The sequence below is a fragment of the Faecalibacillus sp. H12 genome, assembly GCF_013361255.1.
GTDB classification, from domain to species: domain Bacteria; phylum Bacillota_I; class Bacilli_A; order Erysipelotrichales; family Coprobacillaceae; genus Faecalibacillus; species Faecalibacillus intestinalis.
In genome coordinates, this window is sequence record NZ_JABWDK010000022.1 from 13071 (window position 1) to 34018 (window position 20948).

The 20948-nt window shown below is 28.5% G+C and carries 20 protein-coding genes and 1 pseudogene; 17 read left to right on the plus strand and 4 right to left on the minus strand.

Annotated elements, in window-relative coordinates; genetic code table 11:
* Window positions 1-58: 58 nt before the first annotated feature.
* The 8 genes from HUU89_RS11355 (at window position 59) to HUU89_RS11390 (ending at window position 10885) form a co-directional block, all read left to right on the plus strand.
* Window positions 59-472 (plus strand): GNAT family N-acetyltransferase, encoded by a 414-nt coding sequence (locus HUU89_RS11355; RefSeq protein WP_032091649.1) that lies wholly within the window; start codon window positions 59-61, stop codon window positions 470-472.
* The gene (locus HUU89_RS11360; protein WP_175301811.1) at window positions 469-1596 is read left to right on the plus strand and encodes an exonuclease SbcCD subunit D; all 1128 of its coding nucleotides are present in this window, start codon (window positions 469-471) and stop codon (window positions 1594-1596) included. The genes HUU89_RS11355 and HUU89_RS11360 overlap by 4 nt, the downstream gene beginning before the upstream one ends.
* Complete coding sequence (locus HUU89_RS11365; protein ID WP_175301812.1) at window positions 1583-4594, plus strand: AAA family ATPase; 3012 nt, start codon at window positions 1583-1585, stop codon at window positions 4592-4594. Before HUU89_RS11360 ends, HUU89_RS11365 begins: the two co-directional genes overlap by 14 nt.
* Window positions 4595-4653: 59 nt before the next feature.
* A complete protein-coding gene (proS, locus tag HUU89_RS11370) occupies window positions 4654-6093 on the plus strand; it encodes a proline--tRNA ligase (RefSeq protein ID WP_119362937.1) in 1440 nt (479 codons plus the stop codon).
* 123 nt (window positions 6094-6216) lie between these two features.
* Window positions 6217-8274: an ATP-binding protein gene (locus HUU89_RS11375; protein WP_175301813.1), complete on the plus strand. Its 2058-nt coding sequence runs from the start codon at window positions 6217-6219 to the stop codon at window positions 8272-8274.
* Between the two features lie 240 nt (window positions 8275-8514).
* Window positions 8515-9036 carry a response regulator gene (locus HUU89_RS11380; protein WP_217498482.1) on the plus strand — a complete coding sequence of 174 codons (522 nt, stop codon included), beginning with the start codon at window positions 8515-8517 and terminating at the stop codon, window positions 9034-9036.
* A gap of 99 nt (window positions 9037-9135) precedes the next feature.
* Window positions 9136-9558, plus strand: a complete 423-nt coding sequence (locus tag HUU89_RS11385; protein WP_032091643.1) for a MarR family winged helix-turn-helix transcriptional regulator — start codon at window positions 9136-9138, stop codon at window positions 9556-9558.
* On the plus strand, window positions 9548-10885 hold the full coding sequence (locus HUU89_RS11390; RefSeq protein ID WP_254697767.1) for an MATE family efflux transporter: 1338 nt from the start codon (window positions 9548-9550) through the stop codon (window positions 10883-10885). Before HUU89_RS11385 ends, HUU89_RS11390 begins: the two co-directional genes overlap by 11 nt.
* 12 nt (window positions 10886-10897) lie before the next feature.
* On the opposite strand, the gene HUU89_RS11395 is transcribed toward HUU89_RS11390, so the two are convergent.
* A complete protein-coding gene (locus HUU89_RS11395; RefSeq protein WP_119362941.1) occupies window positions 10898-11506 on the minus strand; it encodes a peptidylprolyl isomerase in 609 nt (202 codons plus the stop codon).
* A gap of 99 nt (window positions 11507-11605) precedes the next feature.
* On the opposite strand from HUU89_RS11395, the gene HUU89_RS11400 reads away from it, so the two are divergent.
* Genes HUU89_RS11400 through HUU89_RS11415 form a run of 4 tightly spaced genes read left to right on the plus strand, consistent with a single transcriptional unit; the run spans window position 11606 to window position 14260 of the window.
* Window positions 11606-12424: a pyridoxamine kinase gene (locus HUU89_RS11400; RefSeq protein WP_175301814.1), complete on the plus strand. Its 819-nt coding sequence runs from the start codon at window positions 11606-11608 to the stop codon at window positions 12422-12424.
* A gap of 1 nt (window position 12425) precedes the next feature.
* Window positions 12426-13070, plus strand: coding sequence for a TatD family nuclease-associated radical SAM protein (locus tag HUU89_RS11405; RefSeq protein ID WP_032091639.1), 645 nt, complete (start codon window positions 12426-12428; stop codon window positions 13068-13070).
* Window positions 13071-13084: 14 nt separating this feature from the next.
* On the plus strand, window positions 13085-13819 hold the full coding sequence (locus tag HUU89_RS11410) for a tyrosine-protein phosphatase (protein WP_117347281.1): 735 nt from the start codon (window positions 13085-13087) through the stop codon (window positions 13817-13819).
* Between the two features lie 48 nt (window positions 13820-13867).
* Window positions 13868-14260 (plus strand): MG284/MPN403 family protein, encoded by a 393-nt coding sequence (locus HUU89_RS11415; RefSeq protein WP_118470446.1) that lies wholly within the window; start codon window positions 13868-13870, stop codon window positions 14258-14260.
* On the opposite strand, the gene HUU89_RS11420 is transcribed toward HUU89_RS11415, so the two are convergent.
* Window positions 14247-14705 (minus strand): TspO/MBR family protein, encoded by a 459-nt coding sequence (locus tag HUU89_RS11420; protein ID WP_022000854.1) that lies wholly within the window; start codon window positions 14703-14705, stop codon window positions 14247-14249. The genes HUU89_RS11415 and HUU89_RS11420 overlap by 14 nt on opposite strands.
* 101 nt (window positions 14706-14806) lie before the next feature.
* On the opposite strand from HUU89_RS11420, the gene HUU89_RS11425 reads away from it, so the two are divergent.
* On the plus strand, window positions 14807-15556 hold the full coding sequence (locus tag HUU89_RS11425) for an exodeoxyribonuclease III (protein ID WP_032091635.1): 750 nt from the start codon (window positions 14807-14809) through the stop codon (window positions 15554-15556).
* A gap of 155 nt (window positions 15557-15711) precedes the next feature.
* Here the strand turns inward: HUU89_RS11425 and HUU89_RS11430 are convergent, their stop codons facing one another.
* Window positions 15712-16947 (minus strand): 6-phosphofructokinase, encoded by a 1236-nt coding sequence (locus HUU89_RS11430; RefSeq protein WP_022000852.1) that lies wholly within the window; start codon window positions 16945-16947, stop codon window positions 15712-15714.
* Between the two features lie 64 nt (window positions 16948-17011).
* Window positions 17012-17650 (minus strand): hypothetical protein, encoded by a 639-nt coding sequence (locus HUU89_RS11435; protein ID WP_175301815.1) that lies wholly within the window; start codon window positions 17648-17650, stop codon window positions 17012-17014.
* Window positions 17651-17748: 98 nt separating this feature from the next.
* Here HUU89_RS11435 and HUU89_RS11440 point away from each other — a divergent pair, with 98 nt between their 5' ends.
* The 4 genes and pseudogenes from HUU89_RS11440 (at window position 17749) to HUU89_RS11455 (ending at window position 20848) form a co-directional block, all read left to right on the plus strand.
* Window positions 17749-18171, plus strand: coding sequence for a hypothetical protein (locus HUU89_RS11440; RefSeq protein WP_175301816.1), 423 nt, complete (start codon window positions 17749-17751; stop codon window positions 18169-18171).
* A gap of 144 nt (window positions 18172-18315) precedes the next feature.
* Window positions 18316-18654, plus strand: coding sequence for a P-II family nitrogen regulator (locus tag HUU89_RS11445; protein WP_022000849.1), 339 nt, complete (start codon window positions 18316-18318; stop codon window positions 18652-18654).
* A 19-nt stretch (window positions 18655-18673) separates the two neighbouring features.
* Window positions 18674-19882, plus strand: a pseudogene (locus HUU89_RS11450) (ammonium transporter); the annotation flags it as partial.
* Between the two features lie 108 nt (window positions 19883-19990).
* Entirely contained in the window at window positions 19991-20848 is an 858-nt protein-coding gene (locus tag HUU89_RS11455) for a YitT family protein (RefSeq protein ID WP_117872403.1), read from the plus strand.
* Window positions 20849-20948: the final 100 nt, after the last annotated feature.

Consider the following 20948-nt stretch of genomic DNA (forward strand, 5'->3'; position numbering starts at 1 on the left):
AGAGATTATTATATTAATTTGTTGAAAGATACATGATACAATAGGGATAGGTGATTTTATGAAATTAGAACTTTTAACATATGAAAAAGAGAATCTTCCACGTGGTTGGAAACCTTATTATATATATTTAATCATGGTCGATCATATAGAAGTAGGAAGAATTGTCTTAAGAGAAGGTAGTAATGAAGAAAGATATTATGATGGACATATTGGTTATACGATAGAAAAGGAATACCGAGGGCATCATTATAGTAAAGATGCTTGTTTATTATTGTTTGATAAAGCAAAAGAAAAAGGATTTAAACAATTAATGATTACATGTTCTCCTGATAATATAGCAAGTCGTAAGATTATTGAGTCATTGCCATTTAAGTATCTTGAAACAAAAGAAGTACCTGCATGTTTGAAGAAAGATTTTGATCAAGGTGATTATATAAAAAGAATATATTGTTTGGATTTGGAGGAATTATGAAATTTATACATTTAGCGGATTTACATTTAGGTAAAATAATTTATCAAAATAATCTATTAGATATTCAAATTGATTTATTAAATCAAGTGATGAATTATATGGTTCAAAAAAAAATAGATACTTTAGTAATTGCTGGAGATGTTTATGATCGTGCAATTGCCTCTAAAGAAAGTATAGTCGCTTTAAATCATTTTTTAGAAACAATGATTTTACATTATCATAAAAAAGTATTGATCATTTCAGGAAATCATGATAGCAGTGAAAGACTTGATTTTGCAAGTTCTTTACTTCAAAGTCAAGGTTTGTATATTGTTTCTTATCCTGAAAAAGAAATAAGACCAATTGAAATAGAAGGTGTTTATTTTTATTTGGTTCCTTTTTTTAAACCTTCTTATATACGTTATTTATATGAAAAAGATGATTTAAAAACGTATCAGGATGCTTTTGCATATTATTTAAGTCAACAAACATTTGTTGAAGACCATCCTAAAGTTCTTGTAACACATCAATTTATTGCGGGAAATAAAGAAGTGATTAGAAGTGAAAGTGAAGTAATTCTTTCCGTGGGTGGTAGTGAAATTATTGATGTTGATTTATGTAAAGATTTTGATTATGTAGCTTTAGGTCATATTCATGCAAGTCAAAAAATTAAATATGATTATGTAAGATATGCAGGAAGTTTAATGAAGTATTCATTTGATGAAGTTCATCAAAAAAAAGGAATGGTTGAAGTAACTATTGATGAAACTGGGGTTTCTACGCAAATTATTCCTTTAAAGCCACAAAAAGATTTAGTGAAGGTCGTTGGAAAATATGAAGATGTTTTACATTATCCAAATAATGAAAATGATTTTGTAGCGGTAGAATTATTAGATAAACAAGTCATAGGTCACGCATATGATTTTTTAAAAGAAAAATACCCTTATTTATTACAAATTACTTATCAATCACTAGAAAAACTTAAAACAAATCAAACAGCTTCTTCCTTAGATGTTGAAAAACAATCTCCAATAGAAATATTTAAAGAATTCTATGAAAAAATGAAAGGTGAAGCAATGAGTCAAGAAAGTGAAGAAATTATTCAACAATTACTAGAGGAGGTAAATGAAGATGATGCCCATTAGCCTTACATTGTCAGCGTTTGGACCTTATCCAGATACAATCACAATCGATTTTGAATCATTTCAAGAAGATGGTCTCTTTTTAATTACAGGGCCTACAGGTAGTGGAAAAACGATGATTTTTGATGCCATGATCTTTGCCTTATATGGTAAAACAAGTGGTCAAATTAGACAAACAGACAGTTTAAGGTGTGATCATGCCTTAAATGAAATTTCTACTTTTGTTGAATTTTCATTTTCTTTGCATCAACAAAATTATACAATTAAAAGAAATCCTAAATATTATCTAGAAGGGAAAAAAACACCTAAACAACCTTCAGCGTTACTTACTTTACCAGATGGCAAAATGGTCGAAGGTATTAAAGAAGTCAATCAAAAAATGATTTCTTTATTAGGGGTCGATGATCAACAATTTAAACAGATTTGTATGATTGCTCAAGGAGAATTTACAAAATTGATTATGGCTTCAAGTGATGAAAGAGAAAAAGTATTAAGAGAGTTATTTCATAGTGAAACGTATCAAAAGTTAGAAGAAAAACTTAAAGTTCATTTGAAAGTATATCAAGATAAATATGATTTGTTATTGAATAAAAGGAAAGATTTGATGCAAGAATTACAAGTTGAAGATCATCAAGAATATTTATCTAAACAAACAAAACTTATCGCAAGTCAACAAAAAGAATATGATGATTTAAAAAAAGATTTAGATCAAAAGAAACAACAATTACAACTCTATCGCTTGCAAAATCAACGATTAATACAATTAAAAGATTTAAAACAACAATTTCAAGATTTAAAGAAACAAGAAAATGACTATCAAGAATTAAATAAAACTGTAGATACTTTAAAAAAAGCACAAGAAACAAATTATTTATATATTTCTTATATTAAACAACAAAAGAAACTTCAAACCTTAAACTTAAATCAAGAAGATTTTTTAAAACAATTAAAAAAACTTGAAAAAGATTATCAAGAAAAAAAGGTACAAGCAAATTCTCTTGACTACAAACAACAAACAAAAGAAAAATTACAAAACCAAATTCAAGAAACGAAACAATTAATCAATCAAATCTATCAATATCAAAATGATTATCAAAACTTACAAACTCTAAAACAACAATATAGAATGTTAGATGAAGAACATAAACTCTTTTTAAAAAAGAAAGAAAAATTTGAAAATGGGTTGCAAAGAGATCAAGAAAGAATCCAAAGCGAACAACAAGTACAATCTAAATATGAACTGATCAAACAACAATATGTTCGTTTAAACGAACAAAAAGTAAAAGTTCATCAATTGTCGGATTATTATGATCAAATACTCAAACTTAATGAAAATAAAAGTGATTTACAAGAAGACTATACAGTTGTTGAAAAACAAGTTGATCATGAAAAAATGCAATATAATCAAATGGAAAAATTGTATTTTAGAAAACAAGCAGGTATTTTTGCATTACAATTAAAAGAGGATCAACCATGCCCTATTTGTGGCTCTTTACATCATCCTCATCCGGCACAAATTGAAAAAGAAGATATAACAAAAGAAAAATTAGATCAACAAGCTAAAAAAGTAAAACAACAAGAACATAGGTTACAAGATATCTTACAAAAAATACTCTTATCTAATCAAAAAAAGGAAATGCTTGTTAAACAAACAAAACAACTTTCAAGTGAACTTAATATTCAAGAAGAGTTATCTAAAGAAATCTTTATTAAAGAATTAGATCATTTATCAAAAGATGAAAAAAGAATGAAAAAAGAATATCTTGAATTACAAGATGAACTTAAATATATTCAAAAGCTTAAAAAGAGTGTGGCTCTTTCATTGAAAGATATGTCTACTTATGAAAGTAAAGAATTAAAACAAGTACAAAGTCTAGAGAATATTCAAGTACAAATTCATCAATTATCTGGTAAATTAGATGATTCAATGCGACAATATGAAATTGGAGAAGTTAATAAAAATTATCAACAAATTCAAAAAAAATATCGTCAACTTTCATTAGAAATAGAAACTTTTCAACAGGCTTATGAAAAGGTCAAAAATAAATATCTTGAAATAAAAACAAAAATTTCGTCATTGAATCAACAAATTATTCAAGAACAAGAAATATATGATGAATTAGATAATAAATATTATACTGCTTTAGATGCATTTATAAATGAAGAAGAATTTTTAAATTTAAAAACACAAATCAATCAAATCAGTATCTTAGAAAAGAAATATCGAGATTATTTAATTTCTTTAAAGAGTTTAAATGAACAAATTATTTCATTAGAAAATGAAGTCAAAGATTCAACATATGTTGATTTATCTTCTTTAAGTGAAACAATTAAAGAAGTAAATCAACAATTGAGAGAAAAAAATGATGATTTAGAAAAATTAAAAATAGATTATTCATTAAAAGAAAAAATGATCAAAGATATTCAAAAAATCAATCAACAATTAAAAAAAGATGAAGATACTTATCAAAGATATTTAGATCTTTATAATCTAGCAAGTGGTAAAAATAATGCAAGAGTGTCGATTGAAAGATATGTACTAGCAACTTATTTTGAAAATATGTTGATTTATGCCAATGTAATCATGAAACAATTGAGTCAAGGAAGATATCAATTATTAAGAAAAGATGATGCAGGTAAAGGAAGAAGTCAGCAAGGGTTAGAATTAGATGTTTTTGATCAAGAAAGTGGAAATATTAGAAGTATTAAGACACTTTCTGGGGGGGAATCCTTTAAAGCAGCTTTATCTCTTGCTTTAGGACTTTCAAGAATGGTTCAAGATTATGCTGGAGGAATTGAATTAAATACGCTTTTTATTGATGAAGGGTTTGGTTCTTTAGATAGTCAATCATTAGATCAAGCAATGAATTGTTTAATGGAATTGCATCATGAAAATAAATTAATTGGAATCATCTCACATGTTAGTGATTTAAAAGATCGTATTGAACGACAACTTGTAGTTGAAAGAAAACAAAAACAAAGTGTGATTCAGATGATCTAATCTTGCTTGTTTATCATTTCTATAGTAAAATAGAGAAGCATTTTAGAGGAGGAAAAAAGATGGCAAATAACAAGAAAAATGAAGCTATTACTGCTAGAGATGTTGATTTTGCTAAATGGTATACAGATGTATGTCGTAAAGCAGAATTAATGGATTATAGCGATGTGAAAGGATTTATTATTTATCGTCCGTATGGTTATGCAATGTGGGAACAAATTCAAAAACATATGGATCAAAAATTCAAAGAATTAGGACATGAAAATGTTTATATGCCGATGTTGCTCCCTCAATCTTTATTACAAAAAGAAGCTGATCACGTAGAAGGATTTGCACCAGAATGTGCTGTTGTAACAAAAGGTGGATTAGATGATTTAGATGAAAACTTAATTATTCGTCCAACATCTGAAACATTATTTTGTGAACATTATGCAAAAATTGTAAATTCTTACCGTGATTTACCAAAACTATATAATCAATGGTGTTCCGTTGTACGTTGGGAAAAGACAACAAGACCATTTTTACGTGGTTCTGAATTCTTATGGCAAGAAGGTCATACAATTCATGCTACTGAAGAAGAAGCAAGAAAAGAAACTTTACAAATGTTAGAAGTTTATCGAAGTACAGCACAAGATCTACTTGCAATTCCAATGGTCACTGGTCGTAAAACTGAAAGTGAAAAATTTGCAGGGGCTGAAGAAACTTATACAATGGAAGCTTTAATGCATGATGGAAAAGCTTTACAATCAGGAACATCACATTACTTTGGACAAGGTTTTGCGAAAGCTTTTGATGTTAAATTCTTAAATAAAGATAATAAACAAGAATATGTTTATCAAACTTCTTGGGGAGCATCAACACGTTTACTTGGAGCAATCATTATGGTTCACGGAGATGATAATGGACTTGTTTTACCACCAAGAGTGGCACCAATTCAAGTGATGATTGTTCCAGTTATGCAACATAAAGAAGGTGTTTTAGATAAGGCTTATGAAATTGAAAAACAATTAAAAGCAGCTGGACTTCGTGTTAAAGTGGATGCTAGTGATAAAACACCAGGTTATAAATTTGCAGATGCTGAAATGAGAGGAATTCCATTAAGACTTGAAATTGGACCTAAAGATATTGAAAAAGGACAATGTGTCTTAGCTAAAAGATTAGATGGTACAAAAGAAACATATGCTTTAAATGAAGAATTACCAAATACAATTCATCAATTATTAGATCAAATTCATGATGAAATGTATGCAAAAGCATTGAAATTTAGAGATGAAAACATTAGAACTGCGAAAACATATGATGAATTTAAAGAAATCTTAAATACTAAAGCAGGATACATTCGTATGATGTGGTGTGAAGATGATGCTTGTGAAGCTAAAATCAAAGAAGAAACAGGTGCTACATCAAGATGTATCAAAGAAGATGAAGAACCATTTGGAGATGTTTGTCCAATTTGTGGTAAACCAGCTAAAAAAGTTGTTTACTTTGCAAAAGCTTATTAATTTGTATAAAGGAGTAATCGTTAAGATTGCTCTTTTTTATTTTATCAAGCTTTTTATAGAGAAAATTTACATAAGTGTGTATAATGGACTCATAAGAATCATTTGAGTAGATAGGTAGAAGTAATGAATAAAGAAGAAGTTGTTCAATTAAATAAATTAAAAAGAAAAACAGGCCTATTTTTTATTATAGTGATGGGTGTCATGTTGATTTGTTTTATTTTTTTAATTCAATTTGAAGTAAATAAAGAAAAAATAAGTGCAAGTTATACTGCAGAAGATACTGTTCGAAAAATAGAAACACAGCTTGGAAGATATTTAGAAAATTCTGAAATGTTTAAAAATATTATATCTTCAAAACATACAATCAGTGATGAACAGTTTAATCAGCTTGCAAGTTATATGAAAAAAAATAAAAATGTTATTGAAGCATATGAATTAGCACCTAATGGGATTATTGAAAAGGCCTATCCATTAAAAGGAAATGAAAAAGTGATAGGTATGAATACGTTGGAACTTCCTGAACGTCAAAAAGAAGCGAATATTGCTAGAAAAAGTGGAGAATATACAATTGCTGGTCCATATGAATTAAAACAAGGTGGTACAGGGGCTTTATTGTTTGACCCTATTTATATAAATGATGGAAATGAAAAGAAATTTTGGGGATTTTCTATTCTTGTTTTAAATTGGGATGCTTTTTTAGAAGAATTAGAAGTAGATAAATTAGAAGATGCCACTTATCATTTTAAAGTTTGGAAAGAGGGCAACAAAGGAAAACATGTGACAATTATGTCATGTGGTCATAGTTCTTTAAATCATACATTAAGTGTTGCTTGTGAAGTACCTAATGATACATGGTATTTTGAAATTGTTCCTTTTCAAGGTTGGATACCAATGTCTTATAAGATATTTGGAAGTATTGTAAGTGTTTTGGTAGCTATTTTGTTATCAATGGGTTATTGGCAAATTATTTTAAGACGTGAAAAAGAAGCTGTTTATGCAAAACAAATTGAAAAAGTGGCTACTGAGGCACAACATGCCAATCAGGCAAAGACAAGATTTTTATTTAATATGTCTCATGATATTCGTACACCAATGAATGCAATTATTGGCTATACACAATTATTAGAAAATAATTTAGATAATAAAAAACAGGCATTGGATTATATTTCGAAACTTAAATCATCAAGTACGATTTTACTTTCTTTGATTAATTATATTCTTGAAATGACACAAATAGAAAGTGGTAAATTAGATTTAAAAAAGGAAATAGGAGATTTAGATGATTTAGTTAAAAATATAAATGTTGTAGTTGAACCGCTAATTAAAGAGAAAAAATTGCATTATTCCTATCATTTGGAGATTAAGCATCATCATATTATTTGTGATAAAACTAAATTAAGAGAGATTGTTTTAAATATTCTTTCTAATGCGATTAAATATACACCAGAAGGTGGAAATGTTGAATTATTGATCCAAGAAATTTCATTTGAAAATAATAAAGTAAAATATCATTTTATAATTATAGATAATGGAATAGGAATGAAAGAAGATTTTTTACCACATATTTTTGAAGAATTTGCTAGAGAAAAAACAAGTACAGAAAGTAAAGTACCTGGAGTAGGATTAGGGCTTCCTATTGTTAAATCTCTTATAGATATGATGAATGGAACAATTCAAGTAGAAAGTAAGTTAAATAAAGGAACAAAGTTTACTGTAGAACTTTCGTTTTTAACTTCTTTACAAGTTGAAAATGTCAATGAAAGAAATACATCAACACTTGATTTTTCAGGAAAACATATTCTTCTTGTAGAAGATAATGAATTAAATGCGGAAATTGGAATAGAACTTTTAAATACTTTTAAAGTAATTATAGATTTAGCTAAAAATGGAGAAGAATGTATAAAAATATTAGAAAAGATGCCAGAAGGATATTATGATCTTATTTTAATGGATATCCAAATGCCAATTATGGATGGTTATGAAGCAACAAAAATAATTAGAAGTTTTAATAATAAAAATGCTCAAATTCCAATTATTGCGATGACAGCAAATGCTTTTGAAGAAGATAGAAAACATGCTTTACAACTTGGAATGAATGAACATCTTGCTAAACCAGTTGATATAGAAAAATTAAAAGATGTACTTACAAAATATTTTAATCATGAAAAGAGGGAGAAATGATGAAAAAATAAACCATATTTTAAATAAATGTGGATGCATTTTTATAGGTTTTATCCTGGTTTTTTCATTATTTTCAATTCCTGTACGAGCAAATGAAGGAAAAATACGTGTAGGGTGGTAGGAAGATTCTTATCATATTACAGGGAAAAAAGGGAAGCGTAGTGGTTATGGATATGAATATGAACAAGCTGTTGCAGGAACGGGTTTAGGAATGCCGATTGTAAAAAACTCGTTGATGTGATGGGTGGTACGATCGATGTAGAAAGTGAATTAGGAAAGGGAAGTAAGTTTACAGTTGTTTTAAAACATCACCTTGCTGATGAAAAATATTACGCGCAAGTAAATGAAGATTTGTCTTTGTTGAATGCAAATAAAAATATTCGGGGGAAACATATTTTACTTGCTGAGGATAATGATTTGAATGCTGAAATTACGATTACTCTTTTAGAAGATATAGGATTAATAGTTGAGCGTGTTGAAGATGGGATTCAATGTGTGGCTAAAATGGAACAAATTCCTGCTAAAAGCTATGATTTGATTTTAATGGATATTCAAATGCCTCATATGGATGTCTATAAGGCAACACAAACTATTCGTCAATTGTCAAATAAAGACAAAACCACGATTCCTATCACCGCTTTAACAGCTAATGCCTTTGAGGAAGATAGAAAAAAGGCGGTTGCTCAAGGGATGAATGGACATATATCAAAACCAATAGATGTTGATAAGATAGAAAAAGTTCTTCTTTCAATTCTTAAATAACACAATATAAAAGAAGTATATATTCGATATATATTTCTTTTTTTATTGACAATAAATATAAAATATCCTATAGTTGATGTGTCAACTATAGGAGGAAATATGAATTTATCACGCTTAATTTCTATTCTTCATAATCAAAAAAATAGTTATATGAATGTCCAACTTAAAGAGTTTGGTTTATCCCATGGACAAGCGATTACTTTAAAAATTATTTATGAAGAAAATAATATCAAACAAGAAGATTTAAATAAAAGATTACAAATTGATAAAAGCGCAGTTACGAGAATTTTAAAAACATTAGAAGATAAGGGATTTATTATTAAAAAAACTTCAAAAGAAGATAAAAGAAATCATGTTTTGTCTTTAACTTCTAAGGGAAAAGAATTATATCCTAAAATTAAAGATGTTATTAAAGAGACAACAGAGATGATGATTAAAGATATTGATCAAAATGAGCTTATTCTTTTAGAAGAACTTTTATTAAAAATGAAAATGAATTTGGAGGATACGTATGAAAAATGAGGATAAGATGGGGACTAAAAATATATTACCTTTATTAGTAGAATTTTCAATTCCAGCTATTATCGGAATGCTTGTTAATGCAATTTATAATATTGTTGATCGTATGTTTATTGGAAATGCTCCAGAATTGGGAGCAATTGGTTTAGCAGGAATTAGTATTTGTTATCCTGTAACTCTTGTTTTAATGGCCATTTCTTTAATGATTGGAATGGGTGGAGCCACTCGTTTTTCAATAGCATTAGGTCAAGGTAAAAAGGAAGAAGCTGGAAAGTATATGGGAAATGGTCTAACTTTAACAATTATTTTAGGCCTAGTCTTTATGATTTTAGGAAATGTTTTTTTAGCACCAATGTTACGTTTATTAGGTGCTTCAAAAACTGTTTTGCCTTATGCTGAAAATTATTTAAGTATTATTTTATATGGTGCTGTTTTTCAATGTATTGCAATGGCAGGAAATAATTTTTCTAGAGCTCAAGGAAATCCTAAAAATGCCATGATTTCACAATTGATCGGAGCAGGGTTTAATATTTTATTTGACTATATTTTAATTTGTATTTTCCATATGGGAATGCAAGGAGCTGCTTTTGCAACGATTGGTGGACAGTTTTTAAGTGCTTTATGGCAACTTGCATTTTTATTTGGAAAAAGAACGATTATTCCTTTAAATGCAACTTTATTGAAATTACAGTTGAATATTTCAAAACAAATTATTCAAACAGGAATACCTGCATTTTTAATGCAAATATCGAATAGTGTTTTAAATATTATTTTGAATGCATCTCTTGTTAAATATGGTGGAGATTTAGCGTTAAGTGCTATTGGTATTGTTACAAGCATTCAAACACTTATTTTGATGCCAATTACTGGTTTGATGCAAGGTCAACAACCATTGATTTCATATAATTATGGTGCTTTAAAAATGGATCGTGTTAAAGAAACATTAAAATATGCAATTATAGGTGCTACAATGATTGCTTTGATTGGTTTTATCGCAGTACAATTTTTTACAAAAAGTATTGTCTATATGTTTAATGATGAAGCAGATGTTGTAAAATTATGTAGCCATGCTTTACATATTTGGTTTATGTGTTTACCGCTTATTGGTGCACAAGTAATGTGTGCAAACTATTTTCAAGCGATTGGTAAGATAAAAATATCAAGTGTTTTAAATTTATTGAGACAAATTATTATTTTAATTCCTTGTATCATAATTTTTTCATCGATTATAGGTTTAGATGGTATTTTTATAGCTGTCCCTGTTGCGGATCTATCAGCGTTTATTATTACTGTTTTATTATTAAAAAATGCCTTAAAAAAAGAAGCCTGAGCTTCTTTTTAATTATATCTTTTTACAACGAATCGATTCAATAACAGGTTGATTTTCTTTTTTTACAGTTCCATTATTATCTTCTACTTTTACATCTTTACAAATTTGATCAACAATGTCCATGCCTTCATAAACATAACCAAAAACAGCATATTGACCATCCAAATAAGTAGAATCACTTTGAACAATAAAGAATTGTGAAGAAGCACTATCATTATCTTGACTTCTTGCCATAGAAAGAGCTCCACGTGTATGACTTAAAGGATTTTTTACCCCATTATCTGAAAATTCTCCCTTAATTGTTTCTTTACTTCCACCAGTGCCATCTCCTTTAGGATCTCCACCTTGTATCATGAAACCATCAATAATACGATGAAAAGTTAAACCGTCATAAAACTTTTCTTTACTTAACTTTACAAAGTTTGTTACTGTAATTGGGGCTGTATCAGCATCAATTTCAGCATAAATTGTTCCATAATCTTTAACTTTAATTTCAACTTGATAATTTCCTGATAAAGTTTTTGTTTTTTTAGTTGCTTTTTCTGTTGTTGTTTTAGAAGAACATCCAGCAATGGAAACAACAGTCATTAAAACTAAAAGTACTTTTAGCATTTTTTTCATTCATTTCACCTCTTTCAATATTATAACAAATATGAATTATGAAAAAAAGATACTCAATAAGACTTGATTGTGCTAAAATACATGAAAGAGGTTTTAAAGATGAGAGAAAAAAGAATTGTACTAGTAAATGATGTAACAGGATTATCAAGATGTTCAGTAGCCTGTCAATTGCCAATTATTTCAGCTATGGGAATTGAAACAGCTTTTGTACCAACAGCAATTTTATCTATCAATACATATCATAAAGATTTCTTTTTTGATGACTATACATCAAAGATGAATGATTATATTGAAACATATAAAAAAATGAATATTGATTTTGATGGAATATGCAGTGGCTTTTTAGGATCTGCGAAACAAATAGAAATAGTAAAAGAATTTTTTAAAGATTTTAAAACAGAAAAAAACTTTATTTTAGTAGATCCAGTCATGGGTGATCATGGGAAACTTTATCCGACTTATACGCAAGAAATGCAAGAAAAAATGAGAGAACTTATGCCTTATGCGACAATTGTTACACCTAATTTAACAGAATTGTGTGCTTTGATTGATGAAGCTTATCATGAAACAAGTAATGAGCAAGAACTTAAGCGCATGTGTGAAAAATTAAGTCAAATGGGTCCAAAAATGATTGTAGTAACGGGTATTTCTATTGGTCATCAAATTTTAAATTTTGTTTATGATCATGGAAAAGTTGAAAAAATCTATGTGAAACGTATTGGAGAAGATCGTAGTGGTACAGGAGATGTTATTTCTGCAGTAATTGCAGGAAGCTATTTGAAAGAGAAAAATTTTTTAGAAGCTGTTAAAAAATCAACAGATTTTGCTTCTAAATGCATTAAACATTCTGTAGATATTGATGCTCATCCACATATGGGATTATGTTTTGAACCATTATTAAAAGAATTGGGGGATTAAGATGATATTATATACATTATATAAAAATAGTTATATTGATATTGCACATTTAGAAAGTACTAAAGGGATTACATGTTATGTTAATTCGACAAATCGTTGTACATGTTCATGTACATTTTGTTTAAGACAAACAAAGGAAATGATTGAAAATAATTCCTTATGGTTAAAAGAAGAACCAACGGTTGATGAAATTATTCAAGAATTTGAAAAATATAATTTAAATGATTTCAAAGAAGTTGTTTTTTGTGGTTTTGGTGAACCACTTATAAGACATGATGATTTAATGAAAGTTGCTAAGTATTTAAAAGAAAGAAGACCTGATCTACCTACAAGAGTGAATACCAATGGGTTATCTTCTTTATATAATAAAAGAGATATTACGCCTGAATTTAAAGGATTGTTAGATACTGTTTCTATTAGTTTAAATACAAGTAATAAAGAAGATTATTTAAAACTTACAAGAAGCCAATATGGAATTGATTCATTTGATGAATTATTAGATTTTGCTAAAAAATGTAAAGCCTATGTGCCTCATGTTGTTTTAACGATTGTTGATACAACAATTCCTGAAAAAGATGTAGAAATTTGTAAACAGATTGCTCAAAATATTGGGGTAACTTTAAGAATAAGACCATTTGAAGATTAGTGAGGAAAGAAAAAATGATGCAATTATCTCGTGAAGAAAGATTACTTCATATAGGAAAAATGACCAATGTAAGGGATTTAGGTGGTTATGAAACACAAGAAGGATATTATACAAAATCACATAAATATGTTAGAAGTACATGTCCAAGTGGGATCAGTGATGATTTAAAAGAACAATTTTATCAATATGGTATTCGCACTGTCATTGATTTAAGAAGTGATTATGAATTAGTTCATCAACCACATAGTTTAAAAGGGTATAAAGATATAGAATATTATCATATTAATTTACTACAAAATGAAAATATGTCAGTATTACCAAATGATATTAAAGACTATCAAGATTTAAGTGGTTTTTATATTTTTATGATCGAAGCGAATAAAAAACAATTTAAAAAAGTATTTAATATCTTTTTAAATCATCCTTATGACTGTACATTATTTAATTGTTCTGCAGGTAAAGATCGTACAGGTGTTATTGCATGTATGTTATTAGATCTAGCGGGATGTCATGAATATGATATTGTTAAAGATTATTCAGAATCTTATGAAAATAATATGGCAATGATCAAACAATTGGAAGAAATGATACCAAGTGAAGATGAAAAATTCTTAGGTTCTGATCCAAGAGTGATGATGAAATTTATTGCGTATTTAAGAGAAAATTATGGTAGTACTAAAGGATATTTATTAAATATTGGTTTTAGTGATGAAGAAATTGAAGAAATTAAAGAAAATTTCATAATTTAAAAGAAAAAAGGCCTCCTATTGTCATATATAAACATAGGAGGTTTTTTTATGAAGGCATTAACGTTTAAAGAAAAACAAGATGTTTTAGAAGATCTATTTAAAAAGTATCACCGTGCTGTTTTACAACTTAAATGTTTAGAAGAAAGGAATTTTTATCCAACGATTCAATTTGATACTGTTAAAGAAAAGAAGACGTATTATCAAGATAAAGGAAGTCAATTGAATGATCAATTGGTGTTAAAAGAAGAATTAGAGAAAGTTATTGCAACATTTGAATTTATTTTAGATTGTTTATCGATGGAGAGTAAAGTTATTATTGAAAAAGAATTTATAGAGAGAGTTGGTAAAGATTGGTGGATTGATTATTATTCTCGAAGTACATACTATCGTCTTAAAACAAGGGCCATGGAAGAAACTTTGTTCTATTTTAGTTGTTTATAAAAATCATAAAGTTTAAATATAAAGCAAAGAATAACCAAAGAATATAAGGAATATTTAGATAAAAACTTTTTGGATTAATTTTTTTAAAAATGATCAACATATAAATAACAGTAAGAATCAAAGCTATTAAAATCATTAATGAAAGAAAATAATTATGAAGATTAAAAAAGAAAAGTGGCCAACAAAAATTAATAAATAATTGAAAAGAGTAGACAATTAAGGCGTTTTCACGTTTAGGATCATGACTGATATAAATAAAATAACTAGAAATTCCCATCAAAATATAAAGAAGGGTCCAGACAATAGGAAATAACCATCCTGGAGGAGCCAATAAGGGGGTATTTAAATTGCTATATGTTTCCATTTGATTATTTGTGATAAAAGCGCTTATAGCACCTACTAATAAAGGAATAATCAAACTAATAATGAATGTTCTTTTTTTCATAATGTTCACCTAGTTTAGTATATCCCTATTTATTTAAAAATATACGTTCAAATCATGAATGAGATGTTATATAATAGAATATATTGGAGAAAGAGGTAATTATGAAATTAGTAAGTTGGAATGTAAATGGAATAAGAGCATGTTTACAAAAAGGTTTTTTAGATAGCTTTCATCAATTAGATGCAGATATTTTTTGTGTTCAAGAAACTAAAATGCAAAGTGGTCAAGCAGATTTAGAGATTGAAGGGTATCATTATTATTTAAACAGTGCTGTTAAAAAAGGGTATAGTGGAACACTTATTTATAGTAAAGAAAAACCATTGAATGTTTTTTATGGAATGAATAAAGAAGAACATGATCAAGAAGGTAGATTAATTACTTTGGAATTTGAAAATTATTATGTCATTACTTGTTACACTCCTAATAGTCAAAATGAACTCAAACGTCTATCTTATCGTATGAAATGGGAAGATGATTTTTTAACGTATCTTGAAAGTTTAGATAAACCAATTATTTTATGTGGTGATTTAAATGTTGCTCATCAAGAAATAGATTTGAAAAATCCTAAATCAAATCGTAAAAATGCAGGTTTTTCTGATGAAGAAAGAGAAAAAATGACTCAGTTATTAAATCACGGTTTTATCGATACGTATCGTTATCTTTATCCTTTACAAGAAGGTGTTTATTCTTGGTGGTCTTATCGTTTTAAAGCAAGAGAAAAAAATGCGGGATGGCGTATTGATTATTTTATTGTTAGTGATAGCTTAAAGGATAAGATTATTGATGCAACAATTGAAACAGAGATTATGGGAAGTGATCATTGTCCTGTAACTCTTACAATAGATCTTTAGCGGAGGTGTATTATGAATATAATACAAATGATTAACGTTTCACCACTAGTCACAATTTCTATTATTGCCTTGACTATTGATCTAACGATTTTTGGTTATTATTATATTAAAGCAAAGCATTAAAAAACTGCTACGTTTATTTGTAGCAGTTCTTTTTATTTTTCTAAATGTTTACAACTGTAATAAGAAGGAATACCATCTTTATAAGTAACATGTACTTCACCTTGAATAAGTGGATATAAATATTCATATAGTTCTTGAGTAATATCATTTCCTTCTTCATTGATCCATTCTACAGGAATTTTTTGTTCATAGTTAGCAACTTCTCTTACATCAGTAGAAATATAATCGATTTCATAAGGATGATTAGAAAGACGCTTAAATCCCATTACATGACCAGAAACGTTTTCTAAAGCTTTATCGATAGCTTTAGAACCAATAACAAATGATTCATTTAAATCTGTTTTACTAGCAATGTGCATAGCACATCTTTGTAAAACATTTAATTCAATACTTCTAACTTTACATCCAAATTCTTTAAATACAAGAGATTCAAGTAATTTTCCTGTTCCTGAATGTAAGACGTGTCCAAAAGCATCTTTTTTAGCGTATTTACTATCATCATCTAAGAAGTGACCGTTTTGATCTCTAATACCTTCTGATACAGCAATGACAACACATCTTTTTCTTTTCATGACTTCATGAATATCTGCTAAAAACTTATCTTTATCAAAAACAACTTCTGGTAAATAAATAAGATCAGGAGCTACATTATATTCATTTCTCGCAAGAGCAGCAGCGGCAGTTAACCACCCTGCATTTCTTCCCATGATTTCAATGATTGTAACGGATTGTAATTGATAAATTAAACTATCATGTACAACTTCTAAGATAGAAGCAGCAACATATTTAGCGGCAGAACCAAATCCTGGTGTATGATCTGTTCCCATTAAGTCATTATCAATGGTTTTAGGAATACCAATAAAATGAATATCACTATTAATATATTTAGCGTAATCATCTAATTTCATAACAGTATCCATTGAGTCATTACCACCAATATAGAAAAAATCAGTGATTTCTAATTCTTTTAAAATTCTAAACAATTTAACATAAGTATCTTCGTCATCTTGAAAAGTAGGTAATTTATAACGGCAAGAACCTAAATACATGGCAGGTGTTTGTTTTAAAGCATTGATTTTATCACCATCATCAAATTCTTCTAATAAATCCATATATCTACCTTCGAGTAGACCTTTGATACCATTGATCATCCCATAAACATTTTCAAATTCTTGAGATGCTTTAGCACGATGAATAATCCCAGCAAGACTAGCATTAATTGCGATTGTGGGTCCTCCAGATTGTCCAATAATACAGTTTCTTTTCATATTCTTCTTGTCTCCTTTAACGCCTTTATTCTATCAAATACCCGCATTAAAGAAAAGTAATCTTCTAGTCTTTTTGTCTTTTTTTGATGAAAATAAGGGTAATGATTAAAATAAGTAAAATGATGAGAGTTATAAAATAAAGTAATAAATGATTTTTTTCTTTTTTTGAAATGATATGAAAAGATAAAGCTTTTTCTTCAATAAAAAGCTCAAAGAGATTAATTGTTACTACATTTTGTTGATATTTGCCAACATTGCTGGAAATAATTGTACCTGGCATAGTAATTTTAAAAGAGCAGGTAGCATTACTGGAATTTAAAAGTTGTAAAGTATTTTTATAATGATTCAATTCTGAAGTATCAAGCATATTTTTAGGAATATCAATAGATAAAATATATTTATTATTTTGTTTTGTAAACGTAGAAATTTCTTTAATAAAAGAAGTAGGAGATTCTATCGAAAGTGAAGAATCGGTTTGTTTTTTTATTGTCCAATCTTTAAAAAAATCATGATCCAATAATTGTTTTTTTATTTGTGAAATAGACATGTTATATTTTTCTAAAATTTGAGGCTCTATTGTAAGTTCACCATAAAGAGTAGGTTTTTTTATTTTAGAATAATTTAAAGAAACTAAACAGTCTACACAGCCAGTAAGTAAAAAAGTAAAAGATAAAATTATACAAATTTTTAGTATTTTTTTCATAGAATCCTCCAAATAAACAATAGGTTTTGTTATAATTATTAACAGTTAAATACATTTTTAGTTCATATTTCTGTATTAAAATAAATTAGGTGATAGAAATGAAAATCGATATTGTTTATACAACAAAATCTAAATATATAAAGTGTGTCGCTGATGAAATGGCAAGGTGGGTCAAAACACATGCTCAAGATTTAAATCATTATCATAGTGATCATGATGTTGATTTACTTGTTATTGGGTTTGATGATACGTTATTTAAAGATAAACAGTTGCTGGAATTTATACAATCATTAAGTCGGCAAAATGTAAAAAATCTAGCATTGATCAATTGTTTTTTTATTAATAATAAAAGATTGATGAAAGTAATTCATCTTTGTCAAAATCAACAATTACCTCTTATGAGAGAACAATATACTTTTAAAATGTCCTTTGATCAAAGAAAGGAAATCAATCCTCTTATTATTGATAATGCAAGACTTTATATAGAAGATATGGTAAATGTTATACGAAATTACTATTAGGAGCGAGGCTCCTTTTTTATTTTCTTGTTGTAATAAAAAAATATTAAACTAATAAAATTATATTGACACTAATTTATCAACGTGATATATTTTTGTCAAGATTTCTAAAAGGGAACGGAAATCAATAAAAAAGGGGGAAAACTTATGAAAAAACTTGAAATCATTATCAGACCAGAAAAGTTAGAAGATTTAAAAGATATTTTAACAGTTTCTGGTGTAACAGGTATGATGATTTCCAATATTATGGGGTTTGGAAATCAAATGGGTTATACACATCAATATCGAGGTGTCACATATTCTGTTAATCTTGTTTCAAAATTAAGAGTTGAAACAGTTGTTAAAGATGAAATCGTTCAAGAAATTGTTGATAAAGTTACTGAAACTTTATCAAGTGGAAACGTAGGAGATGGAAAAATCTTTATTTATCCAGTTGAAGAAGCGATTCGTATTCGTACTGGAGAAAAAGGGGAAAACGCATTATAAAAATTGAGGGGGATTTATTATGAGTGAAACATTTAGCGTATGGTTTCTAATTGGCGCAGCGCTGGTATTTTGGATGCAAGCTGGATTCGCTATGGTAGAAGCAGGATTTACAAGATCAAAAAATACAGGGAACATTATTATGAAAAACTTAATGGATTTCTGTATTGGGACATGTACATTTATTTTAATTGGTTTTAGTTTATTATTAGGAGAAGATTTACTTGGCTTTATTGGTAAACCAGGATTTGATATATTTACAAGTTATGCAAACTTTGATTTTTCAAACTTTGTTTTTAACTTAGTGTTCTGTGCAACAACTGCTACCATTGTTTCAGGGGCAATGGCAGAAAGAACAAAATTCTTATCTTATTGTGTTTATTCAGGAGTTATTTCAGCACTTATTTATCCAATTGAAGCTCATTGGATTTGGGGCGGTGGATGGTTATCACAACTTGGTTTCCATGATTTTGCTGGATCATGTGCAATTCATATGGTTGGTGGTATCTCTGCATTAATTGGTGCTAAAATCTTAGGACCTCGTATTGGTAAATTTGATACAGATAAAAATGGAAAAGTTGTTAAAGTTAACGCGATTCCAGGACATAACATTACTGCTGGAGCTTTAGGTGTCTTTATTCTTTGGCTTGGATGGTATGGATTCAATGGGGCAGCGGCTACAACTGTTCCACAACTTGGTTCAATTTTCGTAACAACAACAGTGGCACCAGCCATTGCAACTGTTTCCTGCTTGATCTTTACTTGGATCAAATATGGTAAACCTGATGTTGGTATGTGTTTAAATGCTTCACTTGCAGGTTTAGTAGCAATCACTGCTGGATGCGACGTCACAGATGTTTTAGGATCGATTATTATTGGTACTGTTGCTGGATTACTTGTTTGCTTTGGAGTTTGGTTCTTAGATTATAAATTACACATTGATGATCCTGTAGGTGCTGTTGCTGTACATTGTTGCAATGGTATTTGGGGAACAATTGCTGTTGGTTTATTCGCGACAACTTCTGCACCAGAAAGTACTTTAACAGGTTTATTCTACGGTGGTGGATTTGATTTATTAATTAAACAATTAACAGGTGTTTTATCAGTAGGTATTTGGACAGCGATTACTATTACAATTACTTTCTTTATTATCAAAAAAATCTTTGGATTACGTGTATCTGAAAGAGAAGAAATCATTGGTCTTGATTTAGAAGAACATGGATGTGAAGCTTATCCAGAATATATTAAAAAATAATTTTTGAAGGGTCATTAAATTGACTCTTTTTTATTGTAGAAATAAGCAAAGTAGATTATACTTTTCATGGGTGAGGGGGAGTATATGAGTAAAAGATTAGAACAATATTTTTATTTAGTTTTAGGTTCAACATTGTTGACACTAGGTATTTGGTTGTTTGTGACACCAAATCAAATCAACTTTGGGGGAATGATTGGTTTAGCTCAATTAATTGATTATTTTATACATAAGTTTTTAGTTTTACCAAAATCATTGAATACATTAGGAATGATCAACTTATTAATGAATATTCCATTATTTATTTTTGGATATAAAATAATGAATAAAGAATTTTGTTTTAAAACAATTATTTCTTTAATTATCCAAACGGTATTACTATCCATTCTTCCAACAATCAAAGAACCGATTGTTGAAGATGCTTTATTAAATGTTGCCTTTGCGGCCATTATTTGTGGAATAGGAGTAGGACTTGCACTTCGAAGCAGTGGATGCTGTGGGGGTATTGATATTGCGACAGTTTGTTTAGTTAAGAAAAATCCAGATTTTAAAGCAGGGCAGCTTTCTATAATATTTAATGTTGTTTTGTTTGGAATATGTTTATTTATTTATGATATTAAAATTATTATGTATTCAATTGTCTTTGTAGCAATTCTTTATACAACAGCAGATAAGTTCCATCTACAAAATATCAATGTAGCGGTCTTAATATTTACAAAGAATAAAGAAATTAAAGAAGCAATTATGAAACAAATGGGTAGAGGAGTTACCTATTGGATGGGTAAAGGCGCTTATACGGAAACAAATCAAGAAATTCTTTATGTGGCAATCAATAAATATGAAATTCAACAACTTAATAAAATTGTTTCTTCATTAGATCCCAAAGCCTTTGTTACATTAGCACAAGGGCCAATGGTTCATGGAGGATTTGAAAAAAGATTATAAAAAAAGGCATCAAAATGATGCCTTTTTTTGTATAAGTAAAATCAAATAAAAAAATGGTGGTTCCGGGCGGAATCGAACCACCGACACGAGGATTTTCAGT

Bases quoted from the DNA above. Each gene is read 5' to 3' on its own strand.
- HUU89_RS11355 (WP_032091649.1), top strand. From the start codon at position 59: ATGAAATTAGAACTTTTAACATATGAAAAAGAGAATCTTCCACGTGGT.
- HUU89_RS11360 (WP_175301811.1), top strand. From the start codon at position 469: ATGAAATTTATACATTTAGCGGATTTACATTTAGGTAAAATAATTTAT.
- HUU89_RS11365 (WP_175301812.1), top strand. From the start codon at position 1,583: ATGATGCCCATTAGCCTTACATTGTCAGCGTTTGGACCTTATCCAGAT.
- proS (WP_119362937.1), top strand. From the start codon at position 4,654: ATGGCAAATAACAAGAAAAATGAAGCTATTACTGCTAGAGATGTTGAT.
- HUU89_RS11375 (WP_175301813.1), top strand. From the start codon at position 6,217: ATGAATAAAGAAGAAGTTGTTCAATTAAATAAATTAAAAAGAAAAACA.
- HUU89_RS11380 (WP_217498482.1), top strand. From the start codon at position 8,515: ATGGGTGGTACGATCGATGTAGAAAGTGAATTAGGAAAGGGAAGTAAG.
- HUU89_RS11385 (WP_032091643.1), top strand. From the start codon at position 9,136: ATGAATTTATCACGCTTAATTTCTATTCTTCATAATCAAAAAAATAGT.
- HUU89_RS11390 (WP_254697767.1), top strand. From the start codon at position 9,548: ATGAAAAATGAGGATAAGATGGGGACTAAAAATATATTACCTTTATTA.
- HUU89_RS11395 (WP_119362941.1), bottom strand. From the start codon at position 11,506: ATGAAAAAAATGCTAAAAGTACTTTTAGTTTTAATGACTGTTGTTTCC.
- HUU89_RS11400 (WP_175301814.1), top strand. From the start codon at position 11,606: ATGAGAGAAAAAAGAATTGTACTAGTAAATGATGTAACAGGATTATCA.
- HUU89_RS11405 (WP_032091639.1), top strand. From the start codon at position 12,426: ATGATATTATATACATTATATAAAAATAGTTATATTGATATTGCACAT.
- HUU89_RS11410 (WP_117347281.1), top strand. From the start codon at position 13,085: ATGATGCAATTATCTCGTGAAGAAAGATTACTTCATATAGGAAAAATG.
- HUU89_RS11415 (WP_118470446.1), top strand. From the start codon at position 13,868: ATGAAGGCATTAACGTTTAAAGAAAAACAAGATGTTTTAGAAGATCTA.
- HUU89_RS11420 (WP_022000854.1), bottom strand. From the start codon at position 14,705: ATGAAAAAAAGAACATTCATTATTAGTTTGATTATTCCTTTATTAGTA.
- HUU89_RS11425 (WP_032091635.1), top strand. From the start codon at position 14,807: ATGAAATTAGTAAGTTGGAATGTAAATGGAATAAGAGCATGTTTACAA.
- HUU89_RS11430 (WP_022000852.1), bottom strand. From the start codon at position 16,947: ATGAAAAGAAACTGTATTATTGGACAATCTGGAGGACCCACAATCGCA.
- HUU89_RS11435 (WP_175301815.1), bottom strand. From the start codon at position 17,650: ATGAAAAAAATACTAAAAATTTGTATAATTTTATCTTTTACTTTTTTA.
- HUU89_RS11440 (WP_175301816.1), top strand. From the start codon at position 17,749: ATGAAAATCGATATTGTTTATACAACAAAATCTAAATATATAAAGTGT.
- HUU89_RS11445 (WP_022000849.1), top strand. From the start codon at position 18,316: ATGAAAAAACTTGAAATCATTATCAGACCAGAAAAGTTAGAAGATTTA.
- HUU89_RS11455 (WP_117872403.1), top strand. From the start codon at position 19,991: ATGAGTAAAAGATTAGAACAATATTTTTATTTAGTTTTAGGTTCAACA.